The sequence below is a fragment of the Ruegeria sp. AD5 genome (assembly GCF_056542345.1).
The window spans coordinates 326436-339974 of sequence record NZ_JBQFZR010000002.1 but is presented as its reverse complement, the minus strand read 5'-3'; the positions used below and the strand labels follow the sequence as shown (position 1 = coordinate 339974).

At 56.9% G+C, this 13539-nt stretch carries 13 protein-coding genes; 7 read left to right on the top strand and 6 right to left on the bottom strand.

Annotated features, from left to right (window positions below):
- Positions 1–115 precede the first annotated feature (115 nt).
- The 3 genes from ACR0JG_RS10195 to ACR0JG_RS10185 form a co-directional block, all read right to left on the bottom strand.
- A complete protein-coding gene (locus tag ACR0JG_RS10195) occupies positions 116–1117 on the bottom strand; it encodes a DctP family TRAP transporter solute-binding subunit (RefSeq protein WP_480438504.1) in 1002 nt (333 codons plus the stop codon).
- Positions 1118–1435: 318 nt separating this feature from the next.
- A complete protein-coding gene (locus ACR0JG_RS10190) occupies positions 1436–2665 on the bottom strand; it encodes a sigma-54-dependent transcriptional regulator (protein WP_170393221.1) in 1230 nt (409 codons plus the stop codon).
- A complete protein-coding gene (locus tag ACR0JG_RS10185) occupies positions 2662–4395 on the bottom strand; it encodes a sensor histidine kinase (protein ID WP_480569536.1) in 1734 nt (577 codons plus the stop codon). Before ACR0JG_RS10185 ends, ACR0JG_RS10190 begins: the two co-directional genes overlap by 4 nt.
- A gap of 46 nt (positions 4396–4441) precedes the next feature.
- Here ACR0JG_RS10185 and ACR0JG_RS10180 point away from each other — a divergent pair, with 46 nt between their 5' ends.
- Positions 4442–5623 carry a cytochrome P450 gene (locus ACR0JG_RS10180; protein ID WP_480569533.1) on the top strand — a complete coding sequence of 394 codons (1182 nt, stop codon included), beginning with the start codon at positions 4442–4444 and terminating at the stop codon, positions 5621–5623.
- Between the two features lie 106 nt (positions 5624–5729).
- Here ACR0JG_RS10180 and ACR0JG_RS10175 read toward each other — a convergent pair whose 3' ends face one another.
- Positions 5730–6203 (bottom strand): Lrp/AsnC family transcriptional regulator, encoded by a 474-nt coding sequence (locus ACR0JG_RS10175; RefSeq protein ID WP_010439761.1) that lies wholly within the window; start codon positions 6201–6203, stop codon positions 5730–5732.
- 245 nt (positions 6204–6448) lie between these two features.
- Here ACR0JG_RS10175 and ACR0JG_RS10170 point away from each other — a divergent pair, with 245 nt between their 5' ends.
- The 6 genes from ACR0JG_RS10170 to infC all read left to right on the top strand — a co-directional run bounded on the left by ACR0JG_RS10170 (position 6449) and on the right by infC (position 11294).
- Positions 6449–6763, top strand: a complete 315-nt coding sequence (locus ACR0JG_RS10170) for a DUF2849 domain-containing protein (protein WP_480569530.1) — start codon at positions 6449–6451, stop codon at positions 6761–6763.
- Positions 6764–6828: 65 nt separating this feature from the next.
- Positions 6829–8493: a nitrite/sulfite reductase gene (locus ACR0JG_RS10165; RefSeq protein ID WP_480569527.1), complete on the top strand. Its 1665-nt coding sequence runs from the start codon at positions 6829–6831 to the stop codon at positions 8491–8493.
- A complete protein-coding gene (locus ACR0JG_RS10160) occupies positions 8483–9244 on the top strand; it encodes a phosphoadenylyl-sulfate reductase (protein WP_480569524.1) in 762 nt (253 codons plus the stop codon). Before ACR0JG_RS10165 ends, ACR0JG_RS10160 begins: the two co-directional genes overlap by 11 nt.
- On the top strand, positions 9241–9648 hold the full coding sequence (locus tag ACR0JG_RS10155; RefSeq protein WP_170393227.1) for a DUF934 domain-containing protein: 408 nt from the start codon (positions 9241–9243) through the stop codon (positions 9646–9648). Before ACR0JG_RS10160 ends, ACR0JG_RS10155 begins: the two co-directional genes overlap by 4 nt.
- Before the next feature lie 105 nt (positions 9649–9753).
- Positions 9754–10587, top strand: coding sequence for a ferredoxin--NADP reductase (locus ACR0JG_RS10150; protein WP_170405452.1), 834 nt, complete (start codon positions 9754–9756; stop codon positions 10585–10587).
- A 116-nt stretch (positions 10588–10703) separates the two neighbouring features.
- A complete protein-coding gene (gene infC / locus ACR0JG_RS10145; protein ID WP_310793657.1) occupies positions 10704–11294 on the top strand; it encodes a translation initiation factor IF-3 in 591 nt (196 codons plus the stop codon).
- A gap of 74 nt (positions 11295–11368) precedes the next feature.
- Here the strand turns inward: infC and ACR0JG_RS10140 are convergent, their stop codons facing one another.
- Together ACR0JG_RS10140 and ACR0JG_RS10135 are read right to left on the bottom strand one after the other, a co-directional pair.
- Positions 11369–12685 (bottom strand): aspartate aminotransferase family protein, encoded by a 1317-nt coding sequence (locus tag ACR0JG_RS10140; protein ID WP_480569521.1) that lies wholly within the window; start codon positions 12683–12685, stop codon positions 11369–11371.
- Positions 12682–13434 (bottom strand): beta-keto acid cleavage family enzyme, encoded by a 753-nt coding sequence (locus tag ACR0JG_RS10135; RefSeq protein WP_480569518.1) that lies wholly within the window; start codon positions 13432–13434, stop codon positions 12682–12684. The genes ACR0JG_RS10140 and ACR0JG_RS10135 overlap by 4 nt, the downstream gene beginning before the upstream one ends.
- Positions 13435–13539 lie beyond the last annotated feature (105 nt).

Below are 13539 nucleotides of genomic sequence, written 5' to 3'. Positions count from 1 at the left end.
TCTCTGTCCCCGCATTTTTTTGATGAGAGTGGTGGGAGTGTGGCGGGCCACTAAGGCCCGCCCAGCCTATGCGTCCATAACTCCCCAGTCCCCGGACGCGTGGCTTGAACCGGGATCAGAACCCGGCGTTGATCGCCTGTGCGGCGTCGATCTTGTCCTGACCAACGTCACCGGCAAATTTATCCCAGACTGGCTTCATCGCATCGACCCAGGCCTGGCGCTGCTCGGGGTTCAGTTCCCGGATGATGCCCCCTGCGTCAGTGATCGAAGCCTTGGCAGCTTCGTTTACGGAAAAGGCCTCCTTGTTACGAGTCTCGGTCACTTCGGCGAGAATCGTCAGGAATTGATCGCGAACTTCAGGCTCCAGGCTGTCCAGCCAGTCAACTGAGGTTACAACCAGATAATCGATGATACCGTGGTTCGTTTCTGTGATGCCGTCCTGCACCTCGAAGAACTTCTTGCCGTAGATGTTCGACCAGGTGTTTTCCTGCCCGTCAACAACGCCCTGTTGCAGAGCACCGTACACTTCTGAGAACGCCATCTTCTGAGGGCTGCCACCAATTGCTTCCATCTGGGCAACCAATACGTCCGAAGACTGAACGCGGAACTTCAGGCCGTTCGCATCCGAAGGATCTTCCAACGGCTTGTTCGCAGACATCTGCTTCATGCCATTGTGCCAGAATGCCAGCCCCTGCAGGCCGCGGCGCTGCATGCTGTCTTTCATCGCCTGACCATCAGCCGAGGCTTGGAACGCATCCACAGCATCGATGTTCTTGAACATGAACGGCAGATCGAACAGGCGGAATTGCTTTGTAAACTTCTCAAACTTCGACAGCGAGGGCGCGGCCAACTGCACGTCGCCCTGCAGCATCGCTTCAAGAACCTTGTCATCATTGTAAAGAGTGGAGTTCGGATAAACCTCCATGCACATCACGCCGTTCATCTCGTCATTGACGCGCTGCTCAAGCAGCGAAGCGGCGATGCCCTTGGGGTGTTTGTCCGTATTGGTCACATGCGCAAACTTCACGACGATCTCGCCATCATCGCAAGCTGCTACACCAGCGGTCGCTGTCACGGACAGTGCGATTGCGGTTGCTGCCGTTGTCAGGAATTTCATCAGTCTTATCCTCCCAGACTTCCCTAAAACTTCCATCGAGCGCCCAATCAGCGCCGTATGTTGCGGAGTGAACCGAATCGGCTCCTCACTCTCAACATTTTGTTTAGATGTTGCTGAAATCTGTTTTTTCCAAATAATTTCTTACGGTTAAATGATGTCCGTTATAAATCTGGTGTTTCGGCAGAACTACGCTGTGCGATTTTTCGCACAGGCAGTCAGCACCTTGTGCGAATTTCCGCACAATATCCGAATCGATGCGAGCGAATCGCTCGCTTAAGCCACAGCGCAACCGCAGTTCGCCCTAGCGGAAGTGTTTTGCTAACGACGATAGTCTTCTGGCCTAATGTGGTAGCGGGTCAGCTTGTCATAAAAAGTTTTGCGCGGCAGCTTCAGTGCCTTGGCGGCATCCGCAGCCTTGCCATTGTGGCGCCCAAGGGCTGCAATCAGCAAAGACCTCTCAACACGCGCCAATTGCTCGCTCAACCCCAGATCAGCGGCCTGTGCAACCTCATCCGGCATCCCCAACACAAACCGCATTGCCGCCGACATCAACGATCGGGCATTGCCCGGCCAATCCTGCGCCATCAGCGAGGCCAGATGCTCGGGTGTCACTTCAGGTTCCGCAATCCCGGCCTGCTCAGCGGCCTGCGCCACATAGCGGCGAAAGATGACGGGGATATCCTCGGGCCGTTCTGACAGGGCCGGGATTCGCACCCGCATGACATCCAACCTATAGAACAGATCGGCATTGAACCTTCCCTGTGCAGTAAGGTCCGACAAATCGGCCGTTGCCCCTGCGATGATTCTGGCTTCCGTCCCTTGTTCGATCAGTTCCAGCGCGGCGTATTGCGTGGCATCCGACATCGCCGAGATCTCATCCAGATACAGCGATCCGCCTGCCGCATCCTTACAGACACGCAACAAATCATCCGGGTTCAGGCCTGAGGCAGGGCGTTTGACAAATGGCCCCTGTCCAACCGGAGACATCAGATGGACAACTTCAGCGACCTTTGAAACTCCGCTACCCGCTGGCCCGGTAACCAGTACCTCGGCCCGTGTTGGCGCTACGCTCCGCACTCGCTCACGCAAGGCCTCGGCTTGATCTGACAACCCAAACAGCATGCGTGCTGCGGGATCGCCACGCTCAAGTTCGCGCCGTTGCTCGCGTTCCTGCAGAATTTCTGCGCGCGCGGCAAAGGCTCGTTCGAGTACCGCCAATAAATCCGCTGCTGCACAGGGCTTTTCCAGAAAATCAAATGCTCCCTGCCCCATGGCCTGTACCGCCATCGGGATATCGCCTTCACCTGTCAGCAATACCACCGGAAGTTCAGGATCAACCTCGCGCGCGTATGCGAGCAGATGAAACCCATCCCGCCCCGGCATGCGAATATCCGAGATGATCACACCGCCGAAGTCACGATGAATATGATCCTTTGCGGCCACGAAAGATCCCGCGGTGACCGGTTCATACTCGGCCAATTCGAGGGTTTGCGCCAAGGCCTCACGTACGGCGGCATCATCATCGACCAAAAGCACTTTGCGGATCATGCTGCCTCATTTTCTTCAAAGGGTTCCAGTTCAACCGTGAATTCAGCACCCTCGTCCGTGTTGGCACCGCGAATATCCCCCCCGAAGCTCTGAACCAGACCGTAGGATATCGACAGCCCCAGACCCATCCCCTCGGACGTCCCAACTGTTTTTGTGGTGTAGAACGGCTCAAACACGCGGTCGGGGTCCTCGATGCCGGGTCCGGTATCCCGCACCGACACGCGAATAGGCTTCCCCCCTGACAGAGTGACCAATATCCTGCGCGTCGGTCGATCGACCATCGCATCCGCTGCATTATTGATTAGGTTGACAAACACCTGTACCAGTCGCACCTCTCCACCCCAAGCATAGACCGCAGTCTTTGGCGGCACCCACTCCAACGCGACGTTCTCATCGCGCAGGCGCGCCTCGGTCAATTCTGTGGCAGTGTTCAGAACCTGAACCAGATCAACGCGCCCCATTGGTTCGCTTTCATTTCTCGCAAAGGCCCGCAGGTTCTTGATGATCCGCGCCATGCGTGCGGCCATATCGGAAATGCGGCCCAGATTTTCGCCAGCTCTCTGGCCCTTGCCGCGCTCAAGAAAGGCGGACCCGTTGTCGGCGAACTGCTGAATCGCCATCAAGGGCTGGTTCAATTCATGACTGATGCCAGCCGACATCTTGCCCAAAGCGCTCAACTTACCAGCCTGAACCAAATCGGCCTGCGCTTGTTTGAGCGCGGCCTCCGCCTCCTGCCGCTCGGCAACTTCGTGGCGCAAAGCGCTATTAGCCGCCGTCAAGGCGCGCGTACGTTGCGCGACCCGGCTTTCCAGCACGGTATTTGCCTCTGCAAGTGTCCGACGGCGTTCCGAGGCCAGAAACAACAAAGCACCAAAGGCGAAACAGATCGCCGCAACCGCCGCCGCCTGCAACCCCGCCAACCGGCGCGCCGGGGCGACATCAACCAGCATCTCTGCGGTCATCGCAATCACCGGAAGATCGAGCGTCAGATGCAGGGCGCGACGGGGCAGATAGCGACCCCAATTGAGCTTCCACACTTCATATCCCGCAATCCAGGTTGAGGCGAAATCGACATTCTCACCTTCGGGTGACATCAGGCCCTGCTGCCCTTGCCCGCGGCGCCATAGTAGCAGATCCGATCGGTTCGAGATAAAGACAACCCCATCCGTATCAACGAAAAACACCGCATCGGTGCTACCGCGCCAAGTTTGTTCAACGTCCTGCACATCGGCCAGAACCATCAACGCGCCTTGTATCTGACCCAATTCCCCAAATGCAGGGGCCGCATATGAATAGATGCGATCGCCGCTTGCGTCTTCGACCCCATGCGCGCTGCCCAAGGCACCTTGCATGGCGCGCTCGAAGGCCGGATGTGCGGACATATCGCGCTGCGTCACCGGTTGGGCCGCGACAAGAACCTGCCCCTCCGGATTCAGGTACATAACGTTAACGGCAGCGGTTTTGTCTGCCACATCCAGCAGCACCTTTCGGGCGGCCCGTTGCTGTTCTGATGTTTCTAGCCCCTGCAAAGCAGGATGATCCGCCATCAAGGCGGCCACTTCCTGATAGACCTGCATTTGCGTGCTCAGACGGTCGGCGGCCAGTTCCAAATCAGCCTCGGCCTTCTCGCTCAGTTGCGACAGGGCCTGACGATAGCCATAAGTCCAGACCGCCGCTGACAGCAATCCGACCGCGCATAAGAAACCGGCTATGATCCAAAAACGTTGCATATCTAGGGTCTTGCATTCAGCAGCCGCCATGGCAAGTCTGCACCGCATGAAGACGCTGACCCAATCCCCGACCGACCCGGCATTCGTGCAAAACCCATACCCCTTTTATGACAGCGCACGTCAGTCGGGCGATCTGTTCTACTGGAAAGACTACGGCCTTGTCGCGGCTGTCTCGCACAAAGCGGTGCAAATTCTGCTGCGCGATCGGCGCTTCGGGCGTGAAATCCCGGCGGAACTTGCAAAACCCGGCCCAGACCATCTTGCACCCTGGCTAGAAGTCGAATCCCATTCGATGTTAGAGCTTGAACCCCCGCGTCATACTCGATTGCGTTCTCTGGTACTGCGGGCGTTTACCTCTCGCGCGATCACGGCGCTTGAGGGGTCCACTGAACAGTTGTGCCACGATTTGATCAAGCAGTTCCCCGCTGGCCCCTTCGATCTGCTGGAGGCCTATTGCACCCAGGTCCCCGTGATCACGATCTGCCGTCTGCTTGGTGTGCCGGAAGACATGGCACCGCAACTGTTGCAGTGGTCGCACGCCATGGTGGCCATGTATCAGGCAAACCGGACGCGCCAGACCGAAGACGAAGCCGTCCGTGCCACACAAGCCTTTACCACCTATCTCGAAGAATACATCGAAAAACGCCGCACTGACCCGCGTGACGATCTGATCACCCGGTTGATCGCGGCAGAGGAAGATGGTGAAAAACTCTCGTGCGACGAACTGATCACGACCTGCATTTTGTTGCTGAACGCCGGTCACGAAGCCACCGTGCACGCCATCGGCAATGGCGTGAAGACTATGTTGACGACGGGTACACAGCAGTATGTCCTGACGCCCGGCACCATCGACGGCGCAGTCGAGGAAATCCTGCGTTTCGATCCACCACTGCACATGTTCAGACGCTATGCCTATGAAGACATTGAACTCTTCGGTCACCGCTTTGCGCGTGGTGACGAAGTTGCCTTGCTTCTGGGCGCAGCCAATCGCGACCCTGCTGCTTGGTCCCAACCCGATACATTCGACCCGATGCGAGATGTAAGCGCCAATACTAGCTTTGGTGGTGGCCTTCACTTCTGTGTAGGCGCTCCGCTGGCCCGGCTTGAGATGCGGATCGCCCTGCCCATGCTGTTCCAGCAATGCCCAAAGCTAAAGCTGACGGCAGAGCCGCAATATTCGGACAGCTACCATTTCCACGGGCTGACCAAACTCATGGTAACGGTCTGACTTAATATCCTGTCAAGAAACCCGGATCCGTTCTTCATCTGGCCATAAATATCTTGGGGGAGTCGCCTTCGGGCGGCGGGGGCGGCGCCCCCATTCACGCTTCAAACTATCCGACAGACTTCAATGGCAGCATTGTGGTCGATTTGATCTCTTCCATCGAAAGCAAGGCTGTGACGTTGTGCACCCGTACCTCTGAAATCAACGCCTGATAAAACGCATCGTACGCACGCGCGTTCTTGACGCGCACTTTCAGAATGTAATCGATGTCTCCAGCCAAACGGTGCGCTTCCTGAACCTCTGGACGATCGCGCAACGCTTTCAGGAACTTCTGCTGCCACTCTGCTTCATGTTCCGACGTACGGATCAGCACAAAGAATGTGGCCTCAAAGCCCAACGCTTCGGCATCCAGCAATACGGTCTGCTGGCCAATGACCCCTGCCCCCTTCAGCTTGCGAATGCGATTCCAAACCGGCGTCTTGGAGCTCCCTACACGGGCTGCGATTTCGTCAAGCGACTGGCTGGCATCCCGTTGCAGCTCGGCTAGAATTTTCCGATCCGTGTCGTCTATTCGCACCGACATTCCAATTTCCCTTCCAATTCAGGACAAACCTGCTTTCACTCACCGCATATAGAACATTTGTTCTTATTTCTTCGCGCATATGGCGATTTGGCGGGAATATTTCCTATATTGGCACACAAGTCAATTCAGTCACGAGATGATCCGATGCAGGTCAAACAAACAAATATGCGCATTCACAAACCCGGCGTCGCCCGAGTTGCGCAATACCCGCACGTAGTCTCGGTTTTCAATAAGGAGCTTGCCTGATGGCCCGCGCTTTTACCCCCAAAGTCGTCACCGCCAACGACTTGTTGGAAGGTGATGTGATTTACCAGACCGAAGATGACCGGTGGTCGCGCGAGTTGTCCGATGCCGAACTGATCACGGACGAAGCTCACGCGCAGGTTCGTCTGCTGGATGCCGCGCGTCAGGCCAACAAGATCGTCGGCGCCTATCTTGCCGACGCGGTGGCCGGAGAAAACGGCCCCGAACCCACCCACTTTCGGGAGGATTTCCGCCGGATTGGTCCGTCCAACTATGCCCACGGCAAACAGGAAACCTCCCCGCAGCCTCGGGCCTGATCTCAGGCCATTCTCTCTCCCCTTCAAGGCCCCGGGTCCGGGGCTGCAACTAAGGACAGCTAAACATGTATCGCTACTCCGAGTTCGACACAGCATTTTTGGCAGAACGCAACGCGCAGTTCCGTGCGCAGGTTGAGCGTCGCATTGACGGTTCGCTGACTGAAGACGAATTCAAGCCACTGCGCCTGATGAATGGTCTGTATCTGCAATTGCACGCTTATATGCTGCGGGTCGCTATTCCATATGGCACGCTGTCCAGTGCTCAGATGCGTCAGCTCGCTTTGCTGGCCGAGAAATGGGACAAAGGTTACGGCCATTTTACCACCCGTCAGAACATTCAGTACAACTGGCCGAAACTGAACGACGTGCCGGATATGCTGGACGCACTGGCCGAGGTTGGCATGCACGCCATCCAGACCTCGGGTAACACCATCCGCAACGTGACCGCCGATCATTTCGCCGGTGCCGCCGCGGATGAGGTCGCTGATCCGCGCCCCTATGCCGAACTGCTGCGCCAGTGGTCGACCGACCATCCTGAATTCCAGTTCATGCCGCGCAAATTCAAGATCGCCATCACCGGCAGCGAGAATGACCGCGCCGTGATCAAGGCGCATGACATCGGTCTGCAATTGGTTGAGCGTGATGGCGTTCTGGGTGCGCGCGTCATCGTTGGCGGCGGTCTGGGCCGCACCCCGATGATCGGCAAAGAGCTGTCTGAATTCGTCGCCTTTGACGACCTGCTGGCCTATCTTGAGGCCACCGTTTCCGTGTGGAACCAGATCGGTCGCCGCGACAACAAGTACAAGGCGCGCATCAAAATCACCGTGCACGAGCATGGCATCGACGCCATCCGCGCCAAGGTGAACGAGCGCTTCCTGAAGGTTCGCCCGCAGTTCAAAGGCGCGGATATGAACCTGCTGGAAGAAATCAAAGGCCACTTTGCGCCTCCGGCCTTCCGTGAAGGTTCAGTTGCCTCGTTCGAAAGCGCATATACCAACGATCCGGTTTTCCGGTCATGGGTCGACACCAACATCGCGCCGCACAAGAACGCAGACCATGCGATCGTCACGATCTCGATCAAGAAGCACGGCCAGACGCCGGGCGATGCGACTGCCGAGCAGATGCGCGTAATGGCTGATCTGGCCGAAGAGTTTGCCTATGACGAACTGCGTATCAGCCACGAGCAGAACGTAATCCTGCCGCATGTCCACAAATCCGACCTGCCCGCGATCCACGCGACGCTGAAAGAATACGAGTTGGCGACCGCCAACATCGGCTTGATCAGCGACATTATCGCCTGCCCCGGTATGGATTACTGCGCACTGGCGACGGCACGTTCGATCCCCGTGGCGCAGGAAATCGCGACCCGGTTCGAAGACCTGAAACTGGAGCATGATATCGGCCACCTGAAGATCAAGATTTCAGGCTGCATCAACGCCTGTGGTCACCACCATGTGGGTCACATCGGCATTCTTGGCCTGGACCGCGCTGGCGTCGAAAACTACCAGATCACTTTGGGTGGTGACGGTACCGAATCCGCCGCCATAGGTGATCGTACTGGCCCGGGCTTCGCCTATGACGAGATCGTTCCGGCGGTCGAGCGCATCGTCGACACGTATCTGGAGCAGCGCGACAGCGCCGAAGAGACCTTCTTGCAGACCTATCGCCGCGTTGGCATGGCACCGTTCAAAGCGGCGCTTTACCCCGAGGCACAGGCCAATGCCGCTTGACCTGATCCAAACGGAACTGGGGGCTGACCGCGCCGAACTGACCGAAAAGGTCGAGGCGCTGAACGCCCGCTTCCGCCACCACAGTGCCCATGATGTGATGCATGGCGCATTGGACGAGATCGAGGAGCTTGCTCTGGTCTCCAGCTTTGGCGCGGAATCGGTGGTGTTGCTGCATATGGCTGCAGTGGTCGACAAGATGACCCCAGTGCTGTTCGTGGACACCCAGATGCTGTTTGCCGAAACGCTGGAATACCAGCAGGAGGTCAGCGAGCGTCTGGGCCTGCGCAATGTGCAGATCATCCGCGCCGAGGATGGAGATGTTCAGCGCGACGATCCTTATGGCGCGTTGCGTCTGCGTGACACCGATGCCTGCTGCAACCTGCGCAAGACCTTCCCGCTGCAGAAAGCTCTGACTGGGTATTGTGGCTGGATCACCGGGCGCAAACGGTTTCAGTCCGGCACCCGTGCCGCGCTGGACTTTTTCGAGGTCGAGGACGGAACCGGTCGGATCAAGGTCAACCCCTTGGCCCACTGGGCGCCCAACGATGTGCGCGCCTATATGGAAGAAAACAACCTGCCCCGGCATCCGCTGGTGGCCAAAGGATACCCCTCGATCGGCTGTGCGCCCTGCACTTCGCCGGTCAAAGAAGGCGAAGACCCCCGCGCCGGGCGCTGGCGCGATCAGAACAAGGAAGAATGCGGCATCCATTTTGTTGATGGAAAAATGGTGCGCATCGGAGAGAAAACATGAACGTAATCGTAAACGACGAGGGCTTTGCCCCCGATGATTGGACCGATGGCTATGTCACGCTGGACGATGCAGCGAATGACGTGGTTGCACTGGATATCGCCTCGGACACTGACCCCGATGAACTGTTTGACCGGCTGGGCAGCGCCCAGATGGTGCGCGTGGACTTTCCATCCTCAGCGGATGGGCGCGGCTTTACGATCGCGCGCGTTCTGCGTCTGAAAGGTTATACAGGTCGCCTGCGGGCAAAAGGCCATGTTCTTGCAGACCAATACGCCATGGCGCGTCGTAGCGGCTTTGACGAAGTCGAAATTGATGACACCTTGGCGAACCGGCAACCCGAAGATCAGTGGCTGGCCCGGGCCAATTGGCAGGACAACAACTACCAGGCCCGCCTGCGCGGCTGACCCGCCATCGCCAACCTGTGATACGAAAGGGGCAATCTGCCCCTTTTCCTGACTTGGATCAAAGATTAAACGGAGATGTCGGTTTAGCAGACCGGTAGTGAAACGATGACAGAGATGAAACCCGTGAGTGAAGCAACCGCCGTTAAGGCCCCTGTCCTGCCCGATGCCCAGACCGTGACCGAGGTCAAGCACTGGACCGACCGCCTGTTTTCTTTCAAGGTGTCGCGCCCGGCTTCCTTGCGCTTTCGCTCGGGTGAGTTCGTTATGATCGGCCTACTGGGCGATAATGGCAAACCGCTGTTGCGCGCCTATTCCATCGCCTCGCCTTCATGGGATGAGGAACTGGAATTCTACTCGATCAAAGTGCAAGACGGCCCGCTGACCTCAAAACTGCAGCACATCCAGCCTGGTGATCAGATCATCCTTCGGCCCAAACCCGTCGGCACGCTGGTGCATGACGCATTGCTGCCCGGCAAGCGCATCTGGTTCTTCGCCACCGGCACAGGCTTTGCGCCCTTCGCGTCGCTGCTGCGTGAACCGCAGACCTATGAGGATTATGACGAGGTTATCATCACCCATACCTGCCGCGACGTAGCTGAATTGGATTACGGTCGCGAGTTGATCGAGAGCGTCAAACAGGACGAGTTGCTGGCCGAACTGATTGGTGACGGTTTCGCCGACAAGATCCGCTATTATCCCACCACCACGCGGGAAGAGAGCCCAAAGATGGGCCGTATAACCGAGCTGTTAAAAGACGGCACCGTATTTGCCGATCTGGGCATCGAAGGTGGTATCAAGCCAGATACTGATCGCGCGATGGTTTGTGGCAGCCTTGCCTTCAACCATGACATCAAAGCAATTCTGGAAGAGTTCGGCTTGCGAGAAGGTGCAAATTCCGAACCCAAGGAATTCGTGATTGAAAAGGCATTTGTGGGCTAATGGGGTTTGCCGGCGGAGTTATCGACACCCTAAACCGGCAAAAACTCACGAAATTCATGGAAAATTCATGCGGCTTGCAATTTATGCCGCTTGAAACACCTCTCAGCCCGGTCTAAATTCCGGGCTCGAAATTCTGCAATCATCAAAGGAATGAACCCATAGCCCGCAGACCTCACAACGCGCCGCCACAGCGAGATACCGGCCCGCGCGTCAATGACAAGATCCGTGCTCCCGAAATTCGCCTGATTGGCGCCGAAGGTGAAAATGTCGGGGTGGTTCATCCCGCAAAGGCCATGCAGATGGCCGCCGATGTCGGCCTCGATCTGGTTGAGATTTCGCCCAACGCGAACCCGCCGGTCTGCAAAATCATGGATTTCGGCAAGTTCAAGTACGAACAGCAGAAACGCGAAAGCGAAGCCCGCAAGAAGCAAAAGATCATTGAGGTGAAAGAGGTCAAGTTCCGGCCCAACACCGACACGCATGACTATGACGTCAAGATGCGCAACGTGTTCAAGTTTCTTGAGAACGGCGACAAGGTCAAAGTCACCCTGCGTTTCCGGGGCCGCGAGATGGCGCACCAGAACCTGGGGCGTGAGCTGCTGGAACGTGTGGCCGAAGACGTCAAGGATCTGGGCAAGATCGAGAACATGCCCAAGATGGAAGGCCGTCAGATGATCATGATGATTGGCCCGCTGCCACAGAAGTAGGTTTTCTTTTGTAGAATGACAAAAGCCCCTCCGAAATCGGAGGGGCTTCTTTGTTTTCTGGCTTCTCGCCTAAATCAGATCACCGAGGATATCGCCCGATCCAGCTTGTCTACAAGCTCGACCAGTTGGTCATCTTCGATGATAAAGGGCGGTGCTAGGAGGATATGATCTCCGTTGCGTCCATCACGCGTTCCCGACATCGGGTAACAGATCAATCCCTCGGCCATGGCGGCTTTCTTGATCTTGGCCGCTAGGCCGCGCGAAGGATCAAACGGGGTTTTCGTATCCCGATCCTCGACCAACTCAATTCCTCGGAATAAGCCGCGGCCCCGTATGTCCCCGACATTCGGGTGTTGACCAAACTTGTTTTCCAACATGCTCTGCAATTTGCCCCCCATTACGCCGGTCCGCGCTGGCAGGTCACGAGAAGTAAGTTCCTGTACAACGGCAAGCGCAGCCGCAGTCGCAACCGGATGACCGATATAGGTGTGGCCATGCTGGAAGAAGCCCGATCCATCCCGGATCGCATCATAGATTCGACCCGAACACAGCATCGCTCCGATAGGCTGATACCCTGCCCCCAACCCTTTGGCGATACAAAGAATATCTGGCGCGACATCGTCATGATCACAGGCAAACAAATGCCCGGTACGACCCATGCCGCACATTACTTCGTCGAGGATCAGAAGAACGCCGTGTTGATCGCAAATTTCACGGATTCGCTTGTAGTACCCCTCGACTGCCGGAACAGCCCCAAGCGTCGCACCAACCACCGGCTCTGCCATGAAAGCCATGACCGTTTCAGGCCCAAGGCGCAGGATTTCTGCCTCCAGCTCATTCGCAACGCGCTGACCATATTCAAAACTGCTCTCATCCTCAGGCTTTTCGGCGTACTCATAGCAAGGAGCGATATGAGTCATCTCGATCAGCATCGGTGCAAACTGCGCCCGCCGCCATTCATTGCCACCCGCCGAAAGTGCCCCCAAAGTGTTGCCGTGATAGCTTTGCCGACGCGCGATCACATGGCGGCGTTCTGGCTGACCGGTTTCAAGATAATACTGCCGCGCCAGTTTGATAGCAGCCTCGGTCGCCTCTGACCCGCCCGAGACAAAGTAGACCCGGTCCAGATCGCCGGGGGCGTGTTCAATCAGCAGATCAGCCAGTGCCTCTGCCGGTTCCGAGGTCATAAAGCCGGTATGCGCAAACGCAATCTGCGCCACCTGATCCTGCACCGCTTTGACCACAGCGGCGTTGGAATGGCCGAGGCATGAAACGGCAGCATCCCCGCAATCCAAATAACGACGGCCGTTTGAATCGATCAGATAACAGCCGTCACCACCAGCAGCCTCAGGCAGTTCCGACTTGGTGTGACGTGGAAATACGTGACTCATGTCGAAGTCCTTTTCAGAAGATTAATGAGCGCCGCGACTGATGCAGCATTGTCTGCCCAAGCCTGGCCATTCGGACCTGCAAGGCTGTTTTCGAAACCCACGCGCACATCGCCACCCAACTGCGCGGCCTTTTGCAGGCACGCATGCTCCTGCCCTCCAAAGGCACAGACCATCCATGGATCAGCGCTGTGTGGAAACACATCCAGATCATTCGGACTCGATTCTTTCGCCGTGGCATAGCGACCAAGGACAAGCAGACGGTCGACCTGATCCGATTTTACCACCCCTTTAGCCTGCCAATGGGTCAGTAACTCGACGTCAGCGACATCATAGAGGATATGCTGAACACGAGTCCCTTGTTCCGCGCATAGTGCGTAGACCTTTGGCGCAAGTTCGGGCGACCGTGCAATCTCGCGCACCGAAATCGAAGCCCAGTCCGGGCGCACATCTTTCAAACAAGCAAGTTGTGCTTGAACGCTGAAAACGCCAGCAGCTTCTGTCGTAATCTGGATGTCCATGTCAGGGGCCGCAGCACGCAGTTCAGCAATGGTTTCACAATACAAACCCGCATCAAGCGAATGCTGACCCGCCTGATCACGAACATGCAGGTGCAGGCCTTGCGCACCTGCCCGATTGCAGGTCTTCGCAGCTTTGACGATTTCGTCCGTTGTGATCGGCAGCGCAGGATGATCCCCATGCCCCCGCCGCGCCCCGTTCGGAGCCACCAACACATATGGCCTTCTCGTCATCCTCAAACCAGTCCCAGACATTCCGTCACCTGTTTTTTACGATCCCGAATTAAACACCTCGCTCACGTTTTCAATTTGCATTCTTCATAACATTTGTTTTTTCTT

Coding starts and splice junctions, on each gene's coding strand:
- ACR0JG_RS10195 (WP_480438504.1), bottom strand. CDS start 1,117: ATGAAATTCCTGACAACGGCAGCAACCGCAATCGCACTGTCCGTGACA.
- ACR0JG_RS10190 (WP_170393221.1), bottom strand. CDS start 2,665: ATGATCCGCAAAGTGCTTTTGGTCGATGATGATGCCGCCGTACGTGAG.
- ACR0JG_RS10185 (WP_480569536.1), bottom strand. CDS start 4,395: ATGCAACGTTTTTGGATCATAGCCGGTTTCTTATGCGCGGTCGGATTG.
- ACR0JG_RS10180 (WP_480569533.1), top strand. CDS start 4,442: ATGAAGACGCTGACCCAATCCCCGACCGACCCGGCATTCGTGCAAAAC.
- ACR0JG_RS10175 (WP_010439761.1), bottom strand. CDS start 6,203: ATGTCGGTGCGAATAGACGACACGGATCGGAAAATTCTAGCCGAGCTG.
- ACR0JG_RS10170 (WP_480569530.1), top strand. CDS start 6,449: ATGGCCCGCGCTTTTACCCCCAAAGTCGTCACCGCCAACGACTTGTTG.
- ACR0JG_RS10165 (WP_480569527.1), top strand. CDS start 6,829: ATGTATCGCTACTCCGAGTTCGACACAGCATTTTTGGCAGAACGCAAC.
- ACR0JG_RS10160 (WP_480569524.1), top strand. CDS start 8,483: ATGCCGCTTGACCTGATCCAAACGGAACTGGGGGCTGACCGCGCCGAA.
- ACR0JG_RS10155 (WP_170393227.1), top strand. CDS start 9,241: ATGAACGTAATCGTAAACGACGAGGGCTTTGCCCCCGATGATTGGACC.
- ACR0JG_RS10150 (WP_170405452.1), top strand. CDS start 9,754: ATGACAGAGATGAAACCCGTGAGTGAAGCAACCGCCGTTAAGGCCCCT.
- ACR0JG_RS10140 (WP_480569521.1), bottom strand. CDS start 12,685: ATGAGTCACGTATTTCCACGTCACACCAAGTCGGAACTGCCTGAGGCT.
- ACR0JG_RS10135 (WP_480569518.1), bottom strand. CDS start 13,434: ATGACGAGAAGGCCATATGTGTTGGTGGCTCCGAACGGGGCGCGGCGG.